Below are 23,392 nucleotides of genomic sequence, written 5' to 3' on the forward strand. Positions count from 1 at the left end.
GAAGCTTCTGGACTATTACGAGGCAAACGTAACATTTATTTTGACGGTGCAAGGTAATAAAAAGTCAGTTGTAATACTTGGTGGGGGTCTTGCAGGGCTCACAGCTGCAAAGCGTTTAACGGATCAGGGCTTTTCGGTAAAGCTCTTTGAAAAGCGCTCCATATATGGAGGTAAAGTTTCATCGTGGAAAGATGAAGAGGGAGACTGGATAGAGTCCGGAACACACTGCTTTTTCGGGGCGTATGATGTCCTTTACGATCTCATGCGTGAGATAAACGTCTATGATTCGGTGCTCTGGAAGGACCACAAACTAACCTATACGCTATCTGAAGGCAACAGTTTTACGTTCAATACGTGGGATTTACCGAGTCCACTTCATCTTTTACCTGCCATTGTCAAAAACGGGTATTTTACATTTGGAGAAATGTTGTCGTTCTCCAAATCTCTGATCCCGTTGGCTCTGAAAAAAGATAAATACCCGCCGACACAAGATCATCTGACGTTTACGGAATGGGCAAAACAGCATAACTTCGGCGATCGTTTGCTTGACAAAATGTTCCGGCCTATGGCGCTTGCCCTCAAGTTTATCCCGCCGGAAAAGATATCGGCAAAGATCATTCTCGATGTTACTGAAGTGTTTTACCGTATACCTGATGCGTCATGCATGGGTTTTCTCAAAGGTGCACCACAAGAGCATTTTATCGGTCCGCTTCAGGAATACTCGAAAGCAAAAGGTGCCGAGTTTTTTCCCGGTACAACGGTCGAACAATTGCTTTACGAAGGGGGGGCGGTCAAAGGTGTCCGGTTAGCAAACGGTGAAGTTTTTTCGGCCGACTATTACCTTTCTGCCTTACCGGTTCATAACCTCAACGTGGTGCTTCCGGAATCGATGAAAAAAGACTGGAAGTTTTTTGGCGAACTTGAAAAGCTTGAAGGAGTTCCGGTGATTTCTGTTCAGATTTGGTATGACCGCAAGATAACTCCTGAGGATAACGTGCTGTTCAGTCCAGATGGTGTAATCCCTGTTTATGCCGATCTTGCCAATACAACGCCAGATTACAAAATGCTTCGGGGTAAACCTCACGAAGGGAAATCACGTTTCGAGTTCTGTGTGGCTCCGGCCGGAGAGTTGATGGCGTTGTCAAAAGAAGAAATTATTGCCAGGGTTGACCGAAGTGTGCGGAGCTGCTATCCAGAAGCATCGAAAGGGGCAAAGATCCTGAAATCGACTCTTGTTAAAATACCGCAATCGGTTTATGCGCCATTGCCGAATATGGAGCAGTACAGACCAACGCAGAAAACCCCTGTGCCTAATCTTTTCATTGCAGGTGGATTTACACAGCAGCTGTATTACGATTCCATGGGGGGAGCGGTTATGAGTGCAAATCTGGCCTCGGATGAGATCACCCGGGTTGCAAAAGGATAGTTTGGCAATATCGAGGGGATAACATGATGGATTTTTAACTGAAAATGTTATCTTCACTCTCCCGAACCGACAGGGATGCGACTGAATAAGAATGAGTTGGAGATAGCGCGGAGTCGGGTTGAAAAGCCCTTGTAGCTCAGTGGATAGAGCAGTAGTTTCCGGAACTAAAGGTCGGCAGTTCGAATCTGTCCAAGGGCACGATAAATGAAAATGGCAATCGGGGTGTGGCTCAGCTGGTAGAGTGCTGCGTTCGGGACGCAGAGGTCGTGGGTTCGAGTCCCGCCACCCCGACGAAGAGGTTAAATTATAGAGTGCCATGAAGTGCCAAAACCCCTGTAAAATCAGGGGTTTTGCTTTTTGTGCCGTTCCGTGAAGTGCCGTGAAGTGCCTTGGAAGCCCGATATTTTGAGGGTAAATTAGAGGGTAAAGAGGTAAATCGTATTTTTTGCCTGATTCTTTACCCTCTAATTTACCCTCATTTACCCTTATGCCAATACCGATCGTACCGCTTTCAGACACGCAGATTAAGCGCTGCAAGCCTCAGGACAAGCCGTACCGCTTGTTTGACGGCGGCGGGCTTTGCCTCTTCATTGCCGTCAAAGGCCGGAAGACTTGGCAGTACAGATACAAGTTCAACGGGAAAAGTGCAACGATGACGCTGGGTGTTTATCCTGATGTCGGGCTGGCAAAAGCAAGAGAGTTGCACAGGGAGGCGCGCTCTCTTCTTGGTGACGGTATCAACCCTATCGAAGAGCGAAAACGGCAGGGTGAACCGGAAAAGCAGGGTACATTGTTTTCCACTGTGGCACGAGAGTGGTTCGAGATAGCGAAAAGCGAGTGGACCGAAGGGCACGCCAAGAAGATGTTCTATCGTCTGGAGCGGGACGCGATGCCGGTACTCGGGAATATGGTTATCGGTGACATTACGGCACAGGATGTGTTGCGGACCCTGCGTTTTGTCGAGGACAGGGGAGCTATTGACACGGCACATAGGGTGAAGGGGATCATAAGCCAGGTTTTTATCCATGCGCTTGTTACAGGTGTCGAGGGGATCGCGGCGAACCCGGCAGCCGGGTTGAGCAGGGTACTGCGGAAACCGAAGGTCCGGCACATGCCGGCGATTACCGATCCTGACGAACTGGCCAGGCTCTTGCGAAGCATAGATTCCTATAAAGGCGCTTACATCACCAAGTGTGCCCTTCGGCTTGCCCCGATGCTTTTCGTTCGTCCTGGTGAACTGCGGTCTGCAGAATGGGAGGAAATCAATCTCGATGAAGCGGTGTGGAGAATACCTGCAAACAAGACCAAGACAGGGGAGTTCCTGATTGTTCCGCTCGCAAGACAGGTTGTTGCTATTTTACAAGACGTAACGCTCTTTACCGGCGACGACCGGTATGTTTTCCAGGGCAAGGCGGATAATTCGTTCATGAACGACAATACCTTGCTCAAGGCGCTACGAACGCTTGGGTGGAGTGCGGATAAGGTGACGATCCACGGGTTCCGGGCAACGGCAAGGACGTTCCTGCACGAACGGCTTGGATTTTCCCCTGACGCTATCGAGGCCCAACTTGGACACCGAGTTCCTGACCGGCTTGGTGGAGCATACAATCGCACCAAGCACCTCGATGAGCGTACTCGCATGATGCAGGCATGGGCGGATTACCTCGATGAGTTGAAATCATCGAGGTAAGCGTTTGAGGTAGCATTCTCCCCGTTACACGACGCGGTGGGAGGATATAATTGAAGTAAGAGGATAGGTTGGTTGTGAGTTTGGAAATATCCGATTGAGTTCAGGGGATTTTTGTTACCTATTCAACAACGTCTCTGAAGCAAAAAGTTAGAGGTCCTGAGCAATTGCCGGAAGTTTATACCCCGCTTCGACATGCTTTTTTATATTAGATCGTAACTTATCCATATTAATGATCTTAGGGCCTATTAATTTGGCGTTTGCAGCAAAGAAAGCTATATCTGCAGCCTTGCGACCAGGAGCGAGTTGTACCATAAATTCAGAAATTAGGTCGGCGGTACCTTTGCTGGTGTTGAAGAACGGCTGCGTTGCAAATAATGGACTGTAAATATAGTAGAAATCTTCTGGACCCTTTGAATAATCGACGTCTGACTTACCAACACTTCTGAGGTAGACTTCAGCAGCAGACTTTATACCATTCAAGAATATTAGGGCTGCCCCCTCCTTCTTCATCCAACTTTCATATGCACAAGTAACCACCTGAGGATCTGTGGATTCTGTAAGCGGTTTGAGTTCCTTGCAAAGGATGTACTTGTTACTCAATTCAATAATTGAATTGATTTCCCCATTGTGTGCGATTGCCTGAGCTTCAGCTCTATCGAGAATTCCTTTAGCAACCATAAGGGCATCTCTGCGTCCCGTTTCTTGTAAGTGTAGATATTGCGATGTAAACTGCTTACGCTGTTCTTCTAGTTGTCTGGACTGGTATCGAAGACTGGCAGAAAACCAAAGCACAGCGAGAAGGCTACCCGCTCCAGACAAAATGCTGCCAAATGCAGAAAGGTTCTCGCGATCTAGGCAGTAAATGGATACAGCAACTAAAATTCCTATAAAGATAGTCAGGCCTATAAGAACTCTTTTCTCCATTGATATTTGAATTTCATTATGCCTTTGCAGTTACTTATAGTCAAAATTATCATTCAATTTTCGTAAAACGAAAGGTTCGTAGTGCCCGCATAACAGGCATCCTGCAAAGCGGTTACGCCTTAATATGCGGAAATTTGCGTATATTCTGGAGTATTCAACAAAAATCGCTGTTGGGGAACTGTGGTGGCGGGAAAAAAGATTCTTGGTAAGCTGAGTTATCAGGAGACGTTCACGCAATTACCATGGTTAGGGTTCTGGTGTGGGCAATGACGAAGGATGTGGAAAAGTCAAAAAAAACAATATCATGACTGACAGCAAAAAGAAAAAAGGCTTTTCAAGCCAGTTACCTGGCATTGTTCTTTTCGTGATAATTTTTGGGGGTTGGTACTTGATTGCATCATATGATGATAACGACACCGCTAAACGGTCTGTCGCGAATGCCAGGACCGAAGCACGATCCAACAATTTCAGAGAGGTTGGCTATTTCAAGGCAGCCAACAAGGATCGTATTATCTCCGTTGAAATGATCGGGAGCGTGACAGCTGCAGAAGCAAAAGCTTATGCGAAACGAAAAATGAACACTCCAGGAAGGATGACGGCCGTCTATTTTTATGCGCCCGGCAGCGTAATTCCTGCAGATGGGTTAACTCTTGCGAATAATCTATATGCAGCTAATACCGTTTTGTATGATATGCCGGGACTCAGCAAGTGGCGGTATGCTTATATGAATTACGGCAACGGTAGTGAAGAGTTTGTTGATTGTCGTAAACCTAATAATAGCGGTCTTTGCAGATGACAAAATGCAGAGGCTTTGCTTTTTACCAATTTTGGTGTTAGGTAGTTTTCATCGCCAGAAGCCTGCCAGATCCTAAGTATTTGCAGTACTCGGATAAAAAACTTACAAAGCCTTTGATGTCTCAAAATGCGGAAATTTTACGTATATTAATGCATTTGCTTAATTAAAATACGTGGGAGAGAGTATGGATCTTATAGATAAGATCAAGGATCTTGCTTCTCGCATTCCGAAGCAGGTTGATCACATCCAAACGGAAGAAGCGACAAAAAACGCATTTGTGTTACCGTTTATTAGTGCTCTTGGGTATGACGTGTTTAATCCGACAGAGGTAATCCCAGAGTTTACAGCCGACATAGGCATCAAAAAAGGTGAGAAAGTAGATTACGCAATCAAGAAAGATGACGATATCATCATTCTGATTGAGTGCAAGTGGTCAGGTGCAGATTTACATGAAGACCATGCTTCTCAGTTACATAGGTACTTTTCGGCAACAGAAGCACGGTTTAGTATTCTAACGAATGGCATCATATACGAATTTTATTCAGATATTGATGAGCCGAACAAAATGGATTCAAAGCCGTTCTTTACCTTTGACATTCTTGGCTTTCAGGATCATCAGGTAAATGAATTGAAGAAATTCACAAAAGCAGCTTTTTCGCTTGAGGACATTCTTACAACGGCAAGTACTTTGAAGTATACAGGAGCCATCAAAAAAATACTTGAAGAAGAATTGTCAAACCCTTCAGAGGAATTTGTGAGGTTTTTTGCATCTCAGATATTCGATGGGCGTTTGACAAAGAGCGTTATCGAGCAGTTTACAAAAATAGTTCAAGAAGCTAGGAAGCAGTTTGTTAACGAGAAGATAAATGAACGTCTTAAGTCTGCTTTGTCTGCAAATGAGCAACCGAAAGAAACTATAGAATCAGAAGATTCGGATGAACCAATTACCAGTGATAATGGTATCGTAACAACGGAAGAAGAAGCCGAAGCTTATAATGTTATCAAAGCTATACTTCGAGAGGTTGTTGATGTTAAAAGGGTTGCTATGCGTGATACTAAGAGTTACTGTGGGGTTCTCTTAGACGACAACAATAGAAAGCCGATATGCCGCTTGCATTTTAATTATTCTCAAAAGTATATCGGACTTATATCAAATAAAAAAGAAGAACGTGTTCAAATTGAGTGTATAGATGATATTTTTGAGTACTCTGCTCAGCTTAAGGCTGTTATTAATGACTATGAAAGTGACTGAGAGTACTTTTGTGATCTATTAAATAACCATGTAAGCCCGGCCCAACGCCGGGCTTTTACCTTTAGGTCGTTTTCCGAATAACCCACGTCACGACTCCTCACATCCTGAAGCCTATCTTTTTCACTATATCGATAATCCTGATAAAATGCTTTAAAAAAAGCTGTTACGCTTTAATGTGTGGAAAATTGCGTATATTTTGTGCTCACGTTCTTAATCTAGTATTCAAAAGTATGCCAAAACCAGCTAAGAATATGAAAACATTAACTTCGGTATTGATTGTAGCATTTCTGTTTCTTTTTGGTTGTGAAAATAATGATGGGATTTCAAGAGGTGAATATGAAAAGTTAAAAGCGGAAAATAAGGAATTAAAGGCTGCTCTGGAAGACTGTCGCCAAGGCCCGAAAAAAAGGTTCAATCAGGCGAAGTCGCTTTTTGAAAAGAAAAATTACGATCAATGTAAGGCTGAGCTGGTTATGCTTATTGACAAGTATCCAGGAACAAGTGAAGCGGTACAGGCGAAAGAGCTTTTAGATGCGACAGAAAAAGCGCTTCAGAAAATCGCTGCTGAAAAAGAACGAGTGGAAAAAGAAAAAGCCGAAAAAGAAGCGCAGCGTCTTGCAAATGCAACTAATAAAATGAGAAAGAAATATGATGATATCAAAGGTATAACTTGGTACCGTGACAAGACATCTCCCAGATATTTGAATACAAGAACTGATTTTGGGGCCTATATAGGAAAAGAAAAAGATGGAGCTCCATGGTTAAGGTTGAAGATTCGCTATGTTGCAGATGAATGGCTGTTTATAGAGAAGTATATAATAAAGGCGGATGATCATGTTTATGAGATAACCGAGAGCAGGTATGGTGAAATTGAGACCGATCATGGGGGAGGCAAAATTTGGGAGTGGCTTGATCGATATGTGGGGCCTCATGAGTATTCAATTATCAAAGCCGTCGCTGATGCTAAAGATGCAAAGATCCGATTTGTCGGGGGACAGTATGATAAGGATCGGGTAATCACTACGAGAGAAAAACAAGCACTAAAAAATATTTTAAATGCTTATGAAGCTCTTGGTGGGTCAGATATTTAAGACACTTCGACAAAGTCTGAAGTGATCCCAAGCCCGGCTAACCACCGGGCTTGGGTACTTACCCGGTTTTCCTTATCACCCATGTCACCACACCCAACGTTCTGAAGTCCGGGATATTAGGGGACGTTGTAAATAAATTGTATATTTGTGTTCGATACAAGGATAAAAGCTATAAAAGGTTATAAAAACGTTGCCATGCCAAGAGGTCCAAGACTTGATGCACCAGGAACCCTGCACCATGTAATGCTTCGGGGAATTGAAAAGCGGGATATTGTTACTGATGATAAGGATCGAGATGATTTTGTTTCCCGTATGGGAAAACTTGTTCCGGAAACAGGTACGATAATCTATGCTTGGGCGCTATTAAATAATCATGCTCATATCTTGCTTCGAAGTGGAAAAGCCGGGATGTCTACTTTTATGCGAAGGTTGCTGAGCGGTTATGCAAGTAACTATAACAGACGACATGATAGGCAAGGCCATCTTTTCCAAAATCGATACAAATCAATTGTCTGTCAAGAGGATCGTTATTTTATGCGTTTGGTTGCTTATATACACTTGAATCCTTTAAGAGCTGGACTTGTAGCTTCTTTGGATGATCTTGATGCGTATCCATGGAGTGGGCATGCTGTCGTAGTGAATGTTTTCTCGAATGACTGGCAGGATCGGGATTTTGTTCTTCATCATTTTGGGGAAAAGGAACGTATGGCTATAAATACCTATCGAAATTTTTTGAAAGAAGAGGCTCAAAAAGGACGCCAACCTGAATTGACTGGAGGTGGTCTTGTTCGCTCTATTGGTGGCTGGTCGGCAGTGCAAGGAATGCGAGCTAGAAAGGAAAAACAATTGAGCGATGAACGAATTTTAGGGGATGGTTCCTTTGTCAGCAAGGTTCTTGAGGATGCAGAGGAATCTGTGAAAAGTCAGGTGAATGTGCTTGATTTCAATGAAATAAAAGATAAAGCACAAGCTGATATCGAGGATTTATGTGAGAAAAAGGGAATAGGGTTAGGTCAATTGCTTTCTGGAAGCAGAATTCGTTCAGTATCTATGGTTCGTAAAACACTTGTCAAAAAGTTTGTGAAAGAATACGGATTTTCATATGCAGAGACAGCAAGAATGCTGAAAATTTCCACATCTGCTGCTGCGCAAATTGTTCGGAATTTTGGGGATGTGTAAATTATTTACAACGTCCCCTATTGTTGTTTTGTTAATAGTATGTAAAATGTTTTACATTGGTTGAAGAGTTCTCTCGTGTTGTGGTGGGGGGAGAATTCTCGTTATCTGCTTGCCTGTTGATGGCGCCCTCATGAAGATTAATGAAGTAGGAAACGATGCCAAATGTCGATGATGACTATCCTGTTGTTGATCATCTTGATGCTGCTTGTGTTTATTCTTGCCATGATGTTTACCGTTTTGCCGAGACGGCAACATGCTGAAATCGAGAAAGCGGTCAGTGCATTGCGGAGAGAAATGGCCGAATATCGTGGTGATTCCATGCGGTTGATGCAAGCTATCCGTAATGAAGTTGAGGATGCCGTCCAGGAGTCGCTCGATAGGGAAGTGGCTGATTTTATGAGGAGTAGAGGCCGTTCTGCTGTTCCTCCTCCATGTTCAGAGGTTCCAGTATGCGAGGGGAAATCGGATGGCTCGGTTAAAGAGGGAAAAAAGAACGCTCAGGGGCAAAGCGGTACTGTAAAATATTCCACCCAGTTGTCGTTGTTCGAGCAGACTGGTCCTGTTGCGCCGGTTTCTTCAGCTGAAAAAGAAAAAGTGGATAAAATGCCCGATGAGCCCGAAAGCGAAGAAATGGAAAGAATACAGGTCATAATTGATGACGATATTCCCGATATCGATGATATTCCGGATTTAGAGGACATCAAGTGAACAGTTTTCAAGCAAGCATCACGGACACGAACAGCAGAAGAGGTGTATCAGATACTGTTAGGCAATGAATTTTCCCGCTTCACGGCTTACATAAAAATCCCCTGTTATTCCGTTATTCGAAAAGAGTATCTGCCAGAGTTGAACATTACGGGCGCGGAAGGAGCCTGCTGCGCTAAGCAGGTAGTATCGCCACATTCTGTAGAATCGTTCATCGTAAGCTTGCTTCAAGTCTGGCCAGTGGTGCTCGAAATTTGTGTGCCATGCTTTGAGTGTTTTGTAATAGTCGTTACCGAATGCATGCCAGTCTTCCATGACGTGCAGTCCTTCACTCGCTGTGGTGATCTGTTTTGCCGAAGGGAGCATGGAGTTCGGGAAGATGTACTTATGGGTCCATTTGTCGGTATTCATCGATGAGCGCTTGCTTCCGATGGTGTGCAGAAGAAACAGGCCGTCATCTTTCAGGCATTGAGAGGTGATCTCGAAAAACTGTTGATAATTCTTCACCCCGACATGTTCGAACATACCGATGGAATAGATTCTGTCATAGGCTCCTTGTATGTCACGGTAGTCCGTCAGGCTGATATCGACCGGCAGGTTTTGCCCCAGTTCTTCGGCTTTTTTCACCTGTTCGCTCGATACGGTAACCCCTGTAACACTGACTCCATACTGTTCAGCGGCAAACCGGGCTGCTCCTCCCCAGCCGCATCCGATATCGAGTACTTTCATGCCGGGTTCGAGCTGCAGTTTGTTGAAAATCAGCCGCAGTTTGTTTTCCTGGGCCTGATCGAGATTGTCCGCTCCTTTCCAATAGCCACAGCTGTAAAGCATGTGCTTGTCAAGCATGGCTTCGTAAAGGTCGTTTCCAATGTTGTAGTGGGTTTCCCCAACGCGGAAAGCTCTCGAAGGGTTTTGCAGATTGATCAGGACGCCGGCTAGGTTGCTGAGAACGCGTGTGAGCTGTGAAACTTTTTTATCAAGTTTCGCTCGCAACACTTTATAAAAGAAATCGTCAAGTGCATCACACTCCCACCATCCATCCATGTAGGATTCTCCAATACCAAGGTGGGATTCAGTGATAACCCGTTTGTAGAAACGTGAATCCAGTACCCTGATGTCCCAGGGGTTCGGTCCGTTTATCTGTATCCCTGCAGATGCAAGAAGGCTTTTTAGTTTTTTTTCGTATATCGTCTCGGGCATTGGGTCGGAGTCCTGAATTGAGTTGTTATGAACTATCAAGAAGGAGCTTATTCCGGCATCGATGTGACATATGTCTCAATTGCATCGACTTCCTGCTGATTGAGCATTAGATCGGCAGCACCGATTATTCCTTCTACCTGTTCAGCACTACGTCCTCCAACGATAGCGCCAGTAACGCCAGGGTGCCAGAGCGTCCAAGCTATGGCTACTTCTCCGGGAGATGCCCCATGTTTTTTCCCGATTGTTCTCAGATGTTCAACAAGTTCGAGATTATGTGCAAGACGTGGTTCCTGGAATTCCTTATTATTGCGCCGCCAATCGTTTTTTGGTAAATGTAATGCCCTTTCGCGGGTCATCTTGCCGGAAAGCATGCCGGAAAGCATCGGAGAGTAGATGATGACTCCGATATCATGCTCCATGCAGTGAGGAAGGATCTCTTTTTCGATTCCTCTGCGAAGCATGGAGTAGGGGGGCTGCAGCGAAGCGACAGGTGCTATGCCCTGCGCTCTTTTCATTTGCTCGACATTGAAGTTCGATACACCGATATGTTTTACAAGTCCTTCTTCTTTCAGTTCAGCCATCGTTCCCCAACCTTCTTCGATATCCTCTTCCGGGTTAGGCCAATGAATCTGGTATAAATCTATGGTTTCGGTTTTCAGGCGTTTCAGGCTTGCCTCGCATTCCCGCCGGATTGAGTCCCGCTTGAGGCTGTTGCCGATTTGATTGTTGCTGTCCCAGACAAGAGCGCATTTGGTGAAAACGTAGGGCTTGTCGGTTGTGCCTTCGAGCGCTTTTGCGACAAGCTCCTCCGAATGGCCGAGCCCATAAACCGCAGCGGTGTCAATCCAGTTGATACCCGATTCCAGGGCGCACTCTATTGCCTCTATAGCCTGGTTGTCGTCCTGAGGTCCCCAACCGTGAGACCAGTTTTCTCCGCCAATTGCCCAGCTGCCGAAGCCGATGGACGTGATGTCCATTCCTGTACTACCGAATCGTCTTGTTTCCATATAAGGGGAAAGGGTTTAAAAACTTCTGTTTGCATGGAGAATTTTTATCATGTAGAAAATAACAAAACTTCGATAAACGTTTATTTCTTCTGAGCTGAAAGTGAATTGTCGAGTAATTGTTTTGCCCGGTCGAGAGCACTGTCGATATGGTCTACAATGTTTTCCTGACCAATCTCTTCGATAATGCCGTACTGACGCATTGTCGAGAGTGTCTCCGGGTTGACTCCTGAAAGGATAAGCTTTGTTCCGGTCCGGCTGCTGTCAGCAACCATTTCCTTAAGCATGTTCAGGCCGGTTGCATCGATCACGGGAACGTTTCGCATGCGCAGTATTCTCACTGGCGGCGGATTTTCGACGATTCGCATGGATTCTTTGAATTTAGAGGCGGCGCCGAAAAAGAATGGTCCGTTGATTTCATATACTTCCACTCCGTCCGGGACGTCACGGTTGGCAATGGCATTCGGATCATTGCTGTCCTCTTCGCGGTCTTTCAACTCACGAGTGATGATTTCTACGTTTGCGATACCTGCCATATGCTGCATGAAAAGCACAACGGTCAGCAACAGACCAACTTCTATTGCGATTGTCAGATCGAAAATCACCGTTAACCCAAAGGTGGTCAATAAAACGATGACATCGCCTCTCGGACTTTTGAGGAGTTGACGGAATACGTGGTATTCGCTCATGTTCCAGGCGACAACAATCAATATGGCGGCAAGGGTTGACATGGGGATGAGTTTTGCCCAACTGCCGAAAATCAGCATTATGCAAAGCAGGGTGATGGCATGGACTATGCCTGAAAGCGGTGTTCTGCCACCGTTTTTGACATTCGTGGCCGTTCGCGCAATCGCGCCGGTGACGGGTATGCCTCCAAAAAGGGGAGACGCGATGTTTGCCGCTCCCTGTGCTATCAGCTCCATATTTGACTTGTGACGCCCTCCGATCATACCATCGGAAACGACCGCCGAGAGCAGTGCCTCGATTGCGGCAAGGATGGCTATGGTGGTTGCCGGCATAATGAGGTTCTGAATGGTTGAAAGATCGAACTCGGGTATCGAGGGAGCAGGGATCGTTGACGGAATCTCCCCGAATCTTGTTTCAATAGTGGCAACATCGAGGTGCAGCAATTGCACCATTGCCGTGGTGACCAGAATCGCGATGACAGAGCCAGGAATTTTTCTCGATACTTTCGGCCAGAAGATGATGATGAAAAGTGCAGTGAACCCGATTGCCAACGTCGGCATATGCAGGGTTCCGAGGTGAGAGAGGTATTGCCCCCATTTCCCTATGAAATCACCGGGAAGGTTTTCAATGTCAAGCCCGAGAAAATCTTTGACCTGGGTTGAAAAAATAATAACGGCGATACCGCTGGTAAAACCGACGATGACCGGGTAGGGAATGAACTTGATCAGTGAACCGAACTGCGCAATTCCCATGATAATGAGAATTACGCCTGCCATGATCGTTGCAAGCATGAGCCCGTTGATTCCATATTGCTGGACTATGCCGTAGACGATAATGATAAATGCCCCGGTAGGGCCACCGATCTGTACGCGGCTGCCACCCAGCAGTGAAACGATAAAACCGCCGATAACGGCGGTGATGAGTCCTTTTTCAGGTGAAACTCCGGAGGCTATTCCGAATGCGATTGCGAGGGGGAGGGCAACGATGCCGACAAGAATTCCGGCAGTAATGTCTTTGAGTAGTCGTTCCCGATCAAGTTCGGGAAGCAAAACGAAGAGTTTGGGCTTGAACATTTCTTACCATAATATCCATTGTGATTTCTTCAGATTCTTTTGTGTACAATGTATGTTTTTCAGGGAATTAACAAAGGACGGTGAAAGGATTCTTTTCAGGAGTTTCCTTCTGTCTTGAATTCCGAGGTTTCATGGAACATAACTCCCGGGTAGTTCTCTTTGGCGACGTTGAGCATCCATTCGCTTTCGGCAAAGAAAACCGGGTGTTTTTCTTTGTCTTCAGCTATGACCGATGATTTTCGGCGCAGGAACTCGTCGTACTGGTTGTTGTCTTTCGGAGTGATCCAGAAGGCCTTGAAGTAGCGCAGTGGCATAAAATCACACTTTGCACCGTATTCATGTTCGAGTCTGAAACGGATGACATCGAATTGCAGTTCACCAACGGTACCGAGGATTTTCCGGTTGCCGTATTGCAGGAAAAGCTGAGCGACACCTTCTTCTGTTAGCTGGCGCAGACCTTTTTCCAGCTGCTTTGATTTGAACGGGTCACGGTTGATAACCTCTTTGAAAATTTCGGGGGAGAAACTCGGTATTCCTCTGAACTGCAGTTCTTCTCCTTCTGTCAGCGTATCGCCGATTTTAAGGTTTCCGTTGTCATAGAGGCCAATGACGTCTCCAGGCCATGCATCTTCAATAAGGTTTTTTTCGTTTGCCATAAACTGGGTGGGGTTGGCAAAACGCATTTTTTTTCCGAGCCGGGTGTGATAATAAAAGGTGTTGCGCTCGAATTTTCCTGAACAGATTTTGAAGAATGCCGTACGGTCTCGATGGTTCGGATCGAGATTGGCATGGATTTTAAAGACGAAACCGGTCAGTTTGTTTTCCGAGGCTTTGACGACACGTTGGTCGGTTTCACGTTGTTCCGGGCTCGGAGCTATATCGAGGAAGGTTTCGAGCATTTCTTTGATGCCGAAATTGTTGACGGCGCTTCCGAAAAAAACCGGTGCAAGAGATGCGTCAAGATAACTCCCTTTGCTGAAAGGTTCGTAGACTCCTTCGATGAGTTCTACTTCTTCACGAAGTTTGTCGGCAAATGTTTCAGATATCCAGCGGTCGAGTTCAGGATCCTCTATTCCCTGAATTTCGATCTGCTGTTCTGTTATTTTTGTCTGGTCAGGTTCAAAAAGGTTGAGCTGTTTCTGATAAAGGTTGTAGACTCCTTGGAAACTTTGTCCCTGGCTGATTGGCCAAGTAAGAGGCCTCACCTGTATCTGCAGTTTCTCTTCGAGTTCGTCAAGGATTTCAAAAGGGTTTCGGCCTTCCCGGTCCATTTTGTTCACAAAAATGATGACCGGGGTATTCCGCATCCGGCAGACTTCCATAAGGCGCTCTGTCTGTGCCTCAACGCCTTTGACGCTGTCAATCACCAGAATGACGCTGTCGACTGCAGTCAGGGTGCGGTATGTGTCTTCTGCGAAATCTTTATGTCCCGGAGTGTCGAGAATGTTGACTTTTTTCCCTTTATACTCGAAACCCATGACCGATGTCGCCACGGAAATTCCGCGCTGTTTCTCGATTTCCATGAAATCGCTGGTGGCGGTTTTTTTTATCTTGTTCTGTTTAACGGCACCGGCTGTTTTGATGGCCCCTCCGAAAAGCAGGAATTTTTCGGTAAGTGTTGTTTTGCCGGCATCGGGATGGCTGATGATGGCAAAGGTTTTTCTTTTTTCTATCTCTTGCTCAAGATTCATGGTTCAGAATTCATATATGGCACCACCGCCGTTACTGCTGTGCATTCTGCATCGCTGTCTTTTGGTTTGAAATCATTTCCGGCGGGAAAGGGCCAAAGATACAAAGCTGATGAAGAAAAAGAAAATAGTCCTCGAGTGCGCTTTTCGGCAGACGCAGGGAAATGATAACTTTCAAAAGAACGCAAGTCTCCTGTCAATGCATATTCGATGCAACTTTTTTTCGCTTATGGTTGTCTATTTTTCGGTGTCTCGAGAAAATAGGTTTTCCACCTCTAACCAAGTTAATCATGCAAGTACATCCCCATGCCGGCCAGCTTCCTGAACAAGAGATGCTTGTCGATGTACCCCGTCTCGTTACAGCATTCTTTTCTATGACACCCGATCCCGGATTTTCAGCCCAACGGGTTTCTTTCGGTACTTCAGGTCACAGAGGGACATCCCTTGATTGTTCTTTCAATGAACATCACATTCTTGCTGTAACGCAAGCGATCTGCATGTACAGAAAGAAAGAAAATATTACCGGGCCTTTGTTTTTAGGAATCGACACCCATGCGCTTTCAGAGCCCGCTTTCGTTACCGTATTGGAGGTGTTAGCGGCCAACGGCGTCGAAGTGATGATTGCCGGTGAAGAGCGATATACTCCGACGCCGGTGGTGTCGCACGCTATCCTGACATGGAACGAAAAAAAAGTGAACGGGATGGCAGACGGTATTCTTCTGACTCCATCCCATAATCCTCCGAGTGACGGGGGAATCAAGTACAATCCTCCTCATGGTGGTCCGGCAGGAGGTGAGGCTACTTCGTGGATCGAGAAGATGGCAAACGACTTTCTTGAGCAAGAGCTCGAGGATGTTCACAGAGTGCCTTTCGAAAAAGCGCTATCGGCTCCGACTACGCACCGGTACGACTATCCCGGGAGGTACATCGAGGATCTTGGCGCTGTGATCGATATGGAGGCTGTTTCCGCTTCGGGGATCTCTATAGGGGTGGATCCTCTTGGTGGGGCAGGGTTGGCATACTGGGAGAGGATTGCCGAGAGATATGGCCTGGGCATTACTGTGTTGAGCAAAACCGTCGATCCGACGTTCCGATTCATGAGCGTCGACTGGGATGGTAAAATCCGTATGGATCCCTCTTCTCCTTACACCATGCAGCCTTTGATCGAGCAAAAAGACCAGTTCGATGTTGCGTTCGCCTGCGATACGGATTACGACCGTCATGGTATCGTAACCCGTAGTTCAGGTTTACTCCAGCCCAATCATTTTCTTTCCGTTTGCATCGATTATCTTTTTCAGCACCGGCAGGATTGGGCCGATAGTACCATGATCGGCAAGACCCTGGTAAGCAGCAGTATGATCGACAGGGTTGCTGCAAAACTCGGTCGAAAGGTCTATGAGGTTCCCGTAGGTTTCAAATGGTTTGTCGACGGCCTGTTGAGCGGTTCACTGGGATTCGCCGGAGAGGAAAGTGCAGGAGCCTCTTTTCTGAGAATGGACGGTAAGGCATGGACGACGGACAAGGATGGATTTATTCCTGCACTGCTTGCGGCGGAAATAACTGCAAAGACTGGAAGCGATCCCGGTGAGGTGTATAGAGGTTTGACCCGTGATTTGGGTGAACCGATGTATACAAGGGTCGACGCTCCGGCTTCTCCAGATGAAAAAACAAGGCTGAAGATGCTTTCACCCGAGGAGTTGAGTATCGATAGGCTTGCCGGAGAAAAAATTTGCGATATACTGACCGAAGCTCCTGGTAATAAAGCTTCAATAGGGGGCTTGAAAGTTGTAACCGAAAACGGATGGTTTGCCGCGAGGCCATCAGGTACCGAAAATATTTACAAGATCTATGCAGAGAGTTTTCTTGGAAGTGATCATCTGGATTCTATTCTTGCCGAGGCTCAAAATGCGGTGGGTAGCGTTCTGTCGAGCGGTGAGAAGTGACGAAAAACAAGAAGCTGAAAAACAGTATGCAGGGTTTACAGTCAGCGTTTTTTTAGAGACTCTTTGCTTGCTCTGGGGAATTCGGGGTTTCGACCCGGAGATAATCACCGGTGCTGCCGGTTAGCGTGCCGGGTGTTTTTCATTATCTCTTCATGGTTACGTTTTGAAAATTCAGGAATCTTTGTATACTTCCACAGCTTTTTTTTCAGTTGTACAGTCGGTATTCCTGCCGAAACCATAACCCATTAACAGCTACGCTTACTATGAATTTTAATCCATGGCATCACGTTGAGATAGGTAAAGAGCAGCCGCATATCGTCAATTCCGTTATTGAGATTTCCAAAGGCAGCAAAGCGAAATATGAGCTTGATAAAAAAACAGGGATGCTCAAACTCGACAGAGTGCTTTATTCTTCGGTCTTCTACCCTGCCAACTACGGGTTTATCCCGAAAACTCTCGGGGAGGATCACGATCCTCTTGATATCGTTGTTTTATCCCAGTGCGCTATTGTTCCGATGTGCCTTGTGCGAGCACGTGTTGTCGGGGTTATGCGAATGATCGATCATGGAGAAAGCGATGACAAAATTATCGCAGTGGCTGACGATGATATGAGTGTCAGCACCATCAACAATGTCAATGAGATAAGACCGCATTTCCATTCCGAGCTCAAGCATTTTTTCGAGGAGTACAAAGCGCTCGAAAATAAAACGGTTCTGGTTGAAGAGTTTCAGGATGCAGATACAGCCAAGGAAATTATTTTGCGTTCTATAACAAAATACCAGAAGACCTTTGGTGTGGCTGAAGAGATCAGGCCTGTTCCCGTGATTGGATAGAAGAGTGGTTGGTTTTTCCTATCTTTAGCTTTTTGCGTCATTTCGCAAAAGCTATCAATACAACTACTATACACAAGCGATCATGGAATACAGAATCGAGAAAGACACCATGGGGGAGGTACGTGTCCCCACCGATAAATACTGGGGAGCCCAGACCCAGCGCTCCGTTGAGAATTTTAAAATCGGTCCGTCCGGGTCGATGCCGAAAGAGATCATTGAAGCTTTCGGTTATCTGAAAAAAGCTGCGGCTATAACGAATTGCGAGCTTGGTGTCCTTCCTGAAGAGAAGCGGAACGCTATTGTTTCCGTGTGCGATGAGATTATCGGCGGTAAGCTTGTCGACCAGTTTCCCCTTGTTGTCTGGCAGACCGGATCAGGTACACAGTCGAATATGAATGTCAACGAGGTCGTTGCAAATCGGGCTCATGTGCTTGCTGGAAACCGGCTTGGAGAGGGAGATCGGCTCCTCAATCCCAACGACGATGTCAACAAATCACAATCCTCCAACGATACGTTTCCGACAGCCATGCATATCGCCGGGTATAAAATACTTGTCGGTAAGACCATTCCCGGAATCAAAAAACTTCGCAACGAACTCGCCAGGAAATGTGAGGAGATGGATGAGGTCGTCAAAATCGGACGGACACACTGGATGGATGCAACGCCTCTTACCCTCGGTCAGGAGTTCTCCGGTTATGTCTCTCAGCTCGATCATGGCATCAAGGCCATCGAGAACACGCTGCCTCACCTTGCGGAGCTTGCTCTTGGCGGTACGGCTGTAGGTACCGGTCTCAATACACCTGATGGTTATGCTGAAAAAGTTGCCGAAACCATTGCGTCCCTGACGGACCTTCCTTTTGTGACCGCTGAAAACAAATTCGAATCACTTGCGGCTCATGACGCCGTTGTTGAATCGCACGGCGCCTTGAAGCAGGTTGCTGTGAGTCTCATGAAGATTGCAAACGATATTCGGATGCTTGCCTCAGGTCCCCGTAGCGGTATCGGTGAGATCGTTATCCCGCCAAACGAGCCTGGGTCGTCCATTATGCCGGGCAAGGTAAACCCTACGCAAGTGGAAGCGATAACTATGGTTTGCGCTCAAGTGATGGGCAATGATGTTGCGGTCAGCATAGGGGGCTCGAACGGTCATTTCGAGCTCAATGTGTTCAAACCTGTCATGATCTACAATCTGTTGCAGTCTGCCGAACTGATTGGAGATGCCTGTGTTTCTTTTGCTGAAAAATGCGTTTGCGGGATTGAACCGAACCATCCGAGGGTGAAGGAGCATCTGGAAAATTCACTCATGCTGGTCACAGCACTCAATCCGCACATCGGTTACTACAAGGCTGCCGAGATCGCAAAGAAAGCTCATGCCGAAGGTACAACATTGCGAGATGCGGCCGTGGATCTCGGCCACCTGACAAGCGAACAGTTCGATGAATGGGTTATCCCCGCTAGAATGACCGGCAGATAAGAAAGTCTGGGGCGAAATCCTTTCCCCTGTTCAGCTCTGCGAGATTGGAGAATTCAGGATCCAGAGGACTTTTCATATATCGAAATGCCAATCGCACCCCTCATGTTTGCCATCCCCGGGTCTTACCCGGGGTGGTTACTCCAGTTTTTTCTATAGATGCTCCATCAAGTTCTACATGACGTTTCTCCAGGGTGCTTTTTTCTTCGAAGACCGGCTTTTGTGTCTGTCTCATGGCTTATCCGGGCATGAATGAACGAAGTCGAAGGGTTGGTGAATATCTTCCTGGAGGTATGGATATGAATTTTGGGGTACGGAAACAGCCGGTTTTTTTCATTTCGTTTTGAAAACAGTTTATTTATAAAAAGTTACGCTATTTTTTGAACCCGTTTCTTCTGCTGCGATGAGCAAGATAAAGCTGAAAGATTTCAGGGTTGTCGAAGGTCGAAAAGTTGCGCTGAAAAAGTGGCCGACGGATATCCCGAAAATGTATTCTTCCAAAGATGCTTACAAGGAGACGCTTGGAGAGCATGTCAAGGAACTGAGTGAACTGCAGCAGATCCACTATGCAGATGATCGCTATGCGCTGCTTCTGATTTTTCAAGCAATGGATGCAGCAGGAAAAGACGGTGTGATTCGCCATGTCATGTCGGGAATAAATCCTCAGGGTTGCCAGGTTTACAGCTTCAAGCATCCTTCCCGAAAGGAACTCGATCACGATTTTCTCTGGCGAACAAACTGTGCACTTCCTGAAAGGGGACGCATCGGTATTTTTAACCGATCATACTATGAAGAGGTTCTCATTGTCAGAGTACATCCCGAAATTCTTATGAGTCAGCAAATTCCAAAGGATCTTTTGAACGGAAACGATGTCTGGAAAAACCGGTTTCGCTCGATTAACAATATGGAGCATCACCTGTACCATAATGGAACCAGAATCATCAAGTTTTTTCTTCATCTGTCCAAGGAAGAGCAGCGCAGGCGCTTTCTGCGGAGAATTGACGAGCATGAGAAAAACTGGAAGTTCAGTATTGCCGATATTGAAGAGCGAAAGTACTGGGATGACTATATGAGAGCTTATGAGGAGTGTCTCGCAGCCACAAGTACCGAGCGGGCTCCCTGGTACGTCGTGCCGGCGGACGATAAGAAAAACGCGCGCCTCATTGTTTCGTCGATCATGCTTGAAACGTTTAAATCGCTGAAAATGTCTTACCCCGAAACCAGTGAGGAGAGACATGAGGAACTGCTGGAAATCAGGAAAATGCTCGTGGCCGAAGAAGAGTAGGGGTTATCTGTTTAGAAAAATAATATGAAAATAAACGTTTCAACCTATTGGGGGCCGAATCGTTACAGTAAGCGGCCATCCGTCGTTTTTTGTTTTGAGGAGATCCCGGAAGAAAAGATGTCGGCCATGCAACGCTCGTTTGTGACGCTGGCCAAGTATCTGGAAAAAAATTTTGGATACAGTCACACTTTTGGTCACAAACGCGCCATTGACAGAAATGATGTTTTTGAATTTTTATCGAGCGCTTCGATTTTCATTCTGAACTATGTAAGAGGGGACTTGGAAGAAAACGGTTATACCACAGATAATGCGGTTCCTGTCCTGTTTGTTGAATTCCATAAGCCCGAGTTAACGGCTAAGGCGGTAAATATTCTGCTGAAGTTGCTCCTCAGGGGTTCCAAGGGAAAAGAGCATGAGGTGTATTCGATTTTAAACACTTTCTGGGATGAGTGTCAGAGGGGGCACCCGGATTTTCAAGCGCACGCATTGATTACTGCCGCGAAATCAAAAAACCTTTACTACCAGAATCTTGATAAAAAAGTCTGGCTCTATGGAATGGGGGCAAAATCAAAGATTTTTTTTGAAACGAGCACTGTAGAGGATCTGCAAAGTGACGTTAAAACGGACAAATTGTCGGGAAAGAAAATCTTCAATACTGTCGGTGCGCCGACAGCACGATATAAGATTGTAAGGGATCGTGCTGAACTGTTGGCTGCGGCGCATGATATTGGCTTTCCTTGTGTGGTTAAACCTGTTCACTCAGATAGCGGAAGGGGAGTGACGGCAAATGTAAAAACACTTGATGACGTTGAGTTTGCTTATACCGAGGCGAGGAAATTTATCGGGAAAAGCAATGAGATAATGGTAGAAAAACATGTTCCGGGCAGAGATTATCGCCTGCTTTTTCTCCGGGGAGATTTTATTGGTTGTGCCAGCAGCGTTGCCCCGTTTGTAATCGGAGATGGTGCCAAGAGTATTCGTGAGCTGATAGACATTGTCAATAGAAAAAGAACCAGAAACCTCTATGCAAGTAATTATCTGAGGCCAATAAAAATCGATGCTTCCGTGAAAGAAGCTCTTTCAGTTCAGAGTTGCGACTTGAAGACGGTTTTGAAGCCAGGCCAAAAAGTCACCCTGCGTAGAAATACAAATTTAGGGGGAGGAGGTAGTACGGAACTGTTTGAAAATGTACATCATGATGTTCTGGTTCATGCAAAAGAAATTGCACGCTGCTGTGGTTTGCATAGTGTTGGAATTGATTATATCACCGAAGATATAAGCAAGTCGCCGTCCGCATCCTGCGGGAAGTTCACTGAATTAAACAAAATGCCCGGGGTTCCCTTATTTTTAGCCGCAGGCTATGATATCGGAAGGTTAGGGGACCAATTCCTGGGGAACAGGGTCGGTAATATTGAGCTGAATCTATTTATATTTCAAAAGGAGCGATGCAAGGAACTGTTGCAATCGTACAGCGGTGAGTGTGCGATATTTTTACCGGATACTGTCGTGAAAAAAAGCAAAAAGTTTAAAGTTGAAAACGGTCATTTCAGGCAGCTGATCGGTAAGGTTTTGTCGGATAAGCAGTTGAAATCGTTGGACATAATCGCTTCTTTGGAATTTGTCGAACAATACGGGTTTCCAACTGAACATATTTCAACCGTGTTTGTTGGGAAGTTCTGCAAAACAAGGATTGTCTGCGAGACCATCGAGAAACTCAATTGCCGTGTGCAATGCGCTTAAGCTTCAAGAATATTTCTGTTTTTTTTGCGAGCAGATCGCTTTTTCAACCGGTGTCCTGAAATTTCACGCGCAGGCTTGACAGGAGTAAGAAAGATCATGCGATCACCCTTTTTTGATCACCCTGAAAAGCGGGGGCAAATCGATCTCAGCCGTAACAGTGCTCAAAATCAGTAATAAATCCGGCCAATGTCTCTACCTCTTCAAGTGTCACCGCGTTGTAAAGGCTTGCCCGAAATCCGCCACGCGAGCGATGCCCCTGGAGCCCCAAAAGTCCTGCTTCTTCTGCCTTTTGGCTGAAGATCGATACAATTTCCGGATTTACGGCATCAAAAACCACATTCATCATCGAACGTGATTCCGAAGGAACAGGGCAACGAAAAAGTGTGGAAGCATCCAGCGTTTCATAAAGCAGGGCGGCCTTGTCCCTGTTAAGGGTTTCCATGGTATCCAGGCCGCCGACTTCTTTCTCCAGCCAATCCAGCATACACTCAACGACGTATATGGCGAACACGGGCGGTGTGTGATGGTTTGATCCGGCATCGGCATGTGTACGGTAATCAAAAAAAGAGGGTAGGCCCGGTTGAATCATCTCTTGTGTTTTCCGGGGGACGATCACCACGGTAACTCCAGCAGCACCGATGGTTTTCTGGGCATGAGCGTAAATCAAAGCGAAACGTCCGGTATCGATATTTCGGCTCAGAATGTCCGAACTCATATCGGCTACCAGCGGCACCCGAGATTCCGGTATGCCTTGCCATTGCGTACCCATTACCGTATTGTTGGTGCATACGTGCAGATAGCGGGCATCGGCTCGGATATCGAGTGCAGTAGGAATCGTATCATGAGCCTTACCGGCAACATGTACATCCCGTTCCAGTTGGCGAGCGGCTTCTATGGCTTTAGCCGCCCAGTATCCTGAATCAATGTAATCGACAGGATCTCCTGCCGCTGAGAGGTTCATCGGTATCATGCTGAATTGCAATGTGCCTCCTCCTTGCAAGAGCAGTACATCATCATCAACGGCTAACCCCATCAATCTTCGAATCTTTTCCTGTGTGCGTTCAAGCAGATCCAGAACCGGCTGTGCACGATGGCTGATTTCCATCACCGACATTCCGCTGCCCCGGTAATCGGTAAACTCGTTGCGGATGCGTTCAATGACCGATTCGGGCAATTTGCAAGGTCCGGCGTAAAAATTGTATGGCATATAGGTTGTTACGTCTCGTTGATCAAGAATGGCGGTGACAGTATTACCAGTGATTCTGGATATTGTGCTGTTGTCAAAACTTCCAATGATGCTTTTGGGGATAACCGATGCTTTTTGTCAAAGATTTATCTTTATAGTGAATATCCTCGATGATACCAAAAAACAATTCACCATAATCATTCGAAAAAAAACGTGTTA

Annotated in this window: 18 protein-coding genes, 2 tRNA genes and 1 pseudogene; 15 read left to right on the forward strand and 6 right to left on the reverse strand. The window is 46.1% G+C overall.

Annotation, left to right across the window (positions count from 1 at the left end; translation table 11 throughout):
* Positions 1 to 46: 46 nt before the first annotated feature.
* The 5 genes and pseudogenes from CR164_RS08440 to CR164_RS13355 all read left to right on the forward strand — a co-directional run.
* Entirely contained in the window at positions 47 to 1,426 is a 1,380-nt protein-coding gene (locus tag CR164_RS08440) for an FAD-dependent oxidoreductase (protein ID WP_110023624.1), read from the forward strand.
* 125 nt (positions 1,427 to 1,551) lie between these two features.
* Positions 1,552 to 1,624, forward strand: a tRNA-Arg gene (locus CR164_RS08445).
* A 20-nt stretch (positions 1,625 to 1,644) separates the two neighbouring features.
* A tRNA-Pro gene (locus CR164_RS08450) sits at positions 1,645 to 1,717 on the forward strand.
* 196 nt (positions 1,718 to 1,913) lie between these two features.
* Positions 1,914 to 3,116: a tyrosine-type recombinase/integrase gene (locus CR164_RS08455; RefSeq protein ID WP_110023494.1), complete on the forward strand. Its 1,203-nt coding sequence runs from the start codon at positions 1,914 to 1,916 to the stop codon at positions 3,114 to 3,116.
* A gap of 16 nt (positions 3,117 to 3,132) precedes the next feature.
* A pseudogene (locus CR164_RS13355) lies at positions 3,133 to 3,183 on the forward strand (DUF4113 domain-containing protein); the annotation flags it as partial.
* 80 nt (positions 3,184 to 3,263) lie between these two features.
* On the opposite strand, the gene CR164_RS08465 reads toward CR164_RS13355, so the two are convergent.
* A complete protein-coding gene (locus CR164_RS08465) occupies positions 3,264 to 4,040 on the reverse strand; it encodes a hypothetical protein (protein WP_110023496.1) in 777 nt (258 codons plus the stop codon).
* A 304-nt stretch (positions 4,041 to 4,344) separates the two neighbouring features.
* Here CR164_RS08465 and CR164_RS08470 point away from each other — a divergent pair, with 304 nt between their 5' ends.
* From CR164_RS08470 to CR164_RS08490, 5 genes are all read left to right on the forward strand, one after another.
* A complete protein-coding gene (locus CR164_RS08470; RefSeq protein WP_146204154.1) occupies positions 4,345 to 4,836 on the forward strand; it encodes a hypothetical protein in 492 nt (163 codons plus the stop codon).
* A 184-nt stretch (positions 4,837 to 5,020) separates the two neighbouring features.
* The gene (locus CR164_RS08475) at positions 5,021 to 6,088 is read left to right on the forward strand and encodes a type I restriction endonuclease (RefSeq protein WP_110023498.1); all 1,068 of its coding nucleotides are present in this window, start codon (positions 5,021 to 5,023) and stop codon (positions 6,086 to 6,088) included.
* A 251-nt stretch (positions 6,089 to 6,339) separates the two neighbouring features.
* Positions 6,340 to 7,179, forward strand: a complete 840-nt coding sequence (locus tag CR164_RS08480; protein ID WP_110023500.1) for a tol-pal system YbgF family protein — start codon at positions 6,340 to 6,342, stop codon at positions 7,177 to 7,179.
* Between the two features lie 147 nt (positions 7,180 to 7,326).
* The gene (locus CR164_RS08485) at positions 7,327 to 8,358 is read left to right on the forward strand and encodes a transposase (protein ID WP_338053118.1); all 1,032 of its coding nucleotides are present in this window, start codon (positions 7,327 to 7,329) and stop codon (positions 8,356 to 8,358) included.
* Between the two features lie 162 nt (positions 8,359 to 8,520).
* The gene (locus CR164_RS08490) at positions 8,521 to 9,066 is read left to right on the forward strand and encodes a hypothetical protein (RefSeq protein ID WP_110023502.1); all 546 of its coding nucleotides are present in this window, start codon (positions 8,521 to 8,523) and stop codon (positions 9,064 to 9,066) included.
* 57 nt (positions 9,067 to 9,123) lie between these two features.
* On the opposite strand, the gene cfa is transcribed toward CR164_RS08490, so the two are convergent.
* The 4 genes from cfa to CR164_RS08510 form a co-directional block, all read right to left on the reverse strand.
* Positions 9,124 to 10,263, reverse strand: a complete 1,140-nt coding sequence (cfa, locus tag CR164_RS08495; protein ID WP_110023504.1) for a cyclopropane fatty acyl phospholipid synthase — start codon at positions 10,261 to 10,263, stop codon at positions 9,124 to 9,126.
* Between the two features lie 47 nt (positions 10,264 to 10,310).
* Positions 10,311 to 11,270, reverse strand: a complete 960-nt coding sequence (locus tag CR164_RS08500) for an aldo/keto reductase (protein WP_110023505.1) — start codon at positions 11,268 to 11,270, stop codon at positions 10,311 to 10,313.
* An 80-nt stretch (positions 11,271 to 11,350) separates the two neighbouring features.
* Positions 11,351 to 13,027, reverse strand: coding sequence for a SulP family inorganic anion transporter (locus tag CR164_RS08505; protein WP_110023506.1), 1,677 nt, complete (start codon positions 13,025 to 13,027; stop codon positions 11,351 to 11,353).
* A gap of 95 nt (positions 13,028 to 13,122) precedes the next feature.
* Positions 13,123 to 14,718 carry a peptide chain release factor 3 gene (locus CR164_RS08510; RefSeq protein WP_110023507.1) on the reverse strand — a complete coding sequence of 532 codons (1,596 nt, stop codon included), beginning with the start codon at positions 14,716 to 14,718 and terminating at the stop codon, positions 13,123 to 13,125.
* 287 nt (positions 14,719 to 15,005) lie between these two features.
* Here CR164_RS08510 and pgm point away from each other — a divergent pair, with 287 nt between their 5' ends.
* The 5 genes from pgm (at position 15,006) to CR164_RS08535 (ending at position 21,987) form a co-directional block, all read left to right on the forward strand.
* Positions 15,006 to 16,658 (forward strand): phosphoglucomutase (alpha-D-glucose-1,6-bisphosphate-dependent), encoded by a 1,653-nt coding sequence (gene pgm / locus CR164_RS08515; protein WP_110023509.1) that lies wholly within the window; start codon positions 15,006 to 15,008, stop codon positions 16,656 to 16,658.
* A gap of 263 nt (positions 16,659 to 16,921) precedes the next feature.
* The gene (locus tag CR164_RS08520) at positions 16,922 to 17,491 is read left to right on the forward strand and encodes an inorganic diphosphatase (protein WP_110023510.1); all 570 of its coding nucleotides are present in this window, start codon (positions 16,922 to 16,924) and stop codon (positions 17,489 to 17,491) included.
* Between the two features lie 82 nt (positions 17,492 to 17,573).
* Positions 17,574 to 18,965 carry a class II fumarate hydratase gene (fumC, locus tag CR164_RS08525; protein WP_110023512.1) on the forward strand — a complete coding sequence of 464 codons (1,392 nt, stop codon included), beginning with the start codon at positions 17,574 to 17,576 and terminating at the stop codon, positions 18,963 to 18,965.
* 400 nt (positions 18,966 to 19,365) lie between these two features.
* Positions 19,366 to 20,247 carry an ADP-polyphosphate phosphotransferase gene (locus CR164_RS08530; RefSeq protein WP_110023513.1) on the forward strand — a complete coding sequence of 294 codons (882 nt, stop codon included), beginning with the start codon at positions 19,366 to 19,368 and terminating at the stop codon, positions 20,245 to 20,247.
* A gap of 24 nt (positions 20,248 to 20,271) precedes the next feature.
* The gene (locus CR164_RS08535) at positions 20,272 to 21,987 is read left to right on the forward strand and encodes an ATP-grasp domain-containing protein (RefSeq protein ID WP_110023515.1); all 1,716 of its coding nucleotides are present in this window, start codon (positions 20,272 to 20,274) and stop codon (positions 21,985 to 21,987) included.
* A 145-nt stretch (positions 21,988 to 22,132) separates the two neighbouring features.
* Here CR164_RS08535 and serC read toward each other — a convergent pair whose 3' ends face one another.
* The gene (gene serC / locus CR164_RS08540; RefSeq protein WP_110023516.1) at positions 22,133 to 23,194 is read right to left on the reverse strand and encodes a 3-phosphoserine/phosphohydroxythreonine transaminase; all 1,062 of its coding nucleotides are present in this window, start codon (positions 23,192 to 23,194) and stop codon (positions 22,133 to 22,135) included.
* Between the last annotated feature and the right edge of the window lie 198 nt (positions 23,195 to 23,392).

Source organism: Prosthecochloris marina (assembly GCF_003182595.1).
Taxonomy (GTDB): domain Bacteria; phylum Bacteroidota; class Chlorobiia; order Chlorobiales; family Chlorobiaceae; genus Prosthecochloris; species Prosthecochloris marina.

Coding starts and splice junctions, on each gene's coding strand:
- CR164_RS08455 (WP_110023494.1), top strand. CDS start 1,914: ATGCCAATACCGATCGTACCGCTTTCAGACACGCAGATTAAGCGCTGC.
- CR164_RS08465 (WP_110023496.1), bottom strand. CDS start 4,040: ATGGAGAAAAGAGTTCTTATAGGCCTGACTATCTTTATAGGAATTTTA.
- CR164_RS08470 (WP_146204154.1), top strand. CDS start 4,345: ATGACTGACAGCAAAAAGAAAAAAGGCTTTTCAAGCCAGTTACCTGGC.
- CR164_RS08475 (WP_110023498.1), top strand. CDS start 5,021: ATGGATCTTATAGATAAGATCAAGGATCTTGCTTCTCGCATTCCGAAG.
- CR164_RS08480 (WP_110023500.1), top strand. CDS start 6,340: ATGAAAACATTAACTTCGGTATTGATTGTAGCATTTCTGTTTCTTTTT.
- CR164_RS08490 (WP_110023502.1), top strand. CDS start 8,521: ATGTCGATGATGACTATCCTGTTGTTGATCATCTTGATGCTGCTTGTG.
- cfa (WP_110023504.1), bottom strand. CDS start 10,263: ATGCCCGAGACGATATACGAAAAAAAACTAAAAAGCCTTCTTGCATCT.
- CR164_RS08500 (WP_110023505.1), bottom strand. CDS start 11,270: ATGGAAACAAGACGATTCGGTAGTACAGGAATGGACATCACGTCCATC.
- CR164_RS08505 (WP_110023506.1), bottom strand. CDS start 13,027: ATGTTCAAGCCCAAACTCTTCGTTTTGCTTCCCGAACTTGATCGGGAA.
- CR164_RS08510 (WP_110023507.1), bottom strand. CDS start 14,718: ATGAATCTTGAGCAAGAGATAGAAAAAAGAAAAACCTTTGCCATCATC.
- pgm (WP_110023509.1), top strand. CDS start 15,006: ATGCAAGTACATCCCCATGCCGGCCAGCTTCCTGAACAAGAGATGCTT.
- CR164_RS08520 (WP_110023510.1), top strand. CDS start 16,922: ATGAATTTTAATCCATGGCATCACGTTGAGATAGGTAAAGAGCAGCCG.
- fumC (WP_110023512.1), top strand. CDS start 17,574: ATGGAATACAGAATCGAGAAAGACACCATGGGGGAGGTACGTGTCCCC.
- CR164_RS08530 (WP_110023513.1), top strand. CDS start 19,366: ATGAGCAAGATAAAGCTGAAAGATTTCAGGGTTGTCGAAGGTCGAAAA.
- CR164_RS08535 (WP_110023515.1), top strand. CDS start 20,272: ATGAAAATAAACGTTTCAACCTATTGGGGGCCGAATCGTTACAGTAAG.
- serC (WP_110023516.1), bottom strand. CDS start 23,194: ATGCCATACAATTTTTACGCCGGACCTTGCAAATTGCCCGAATCGGTC.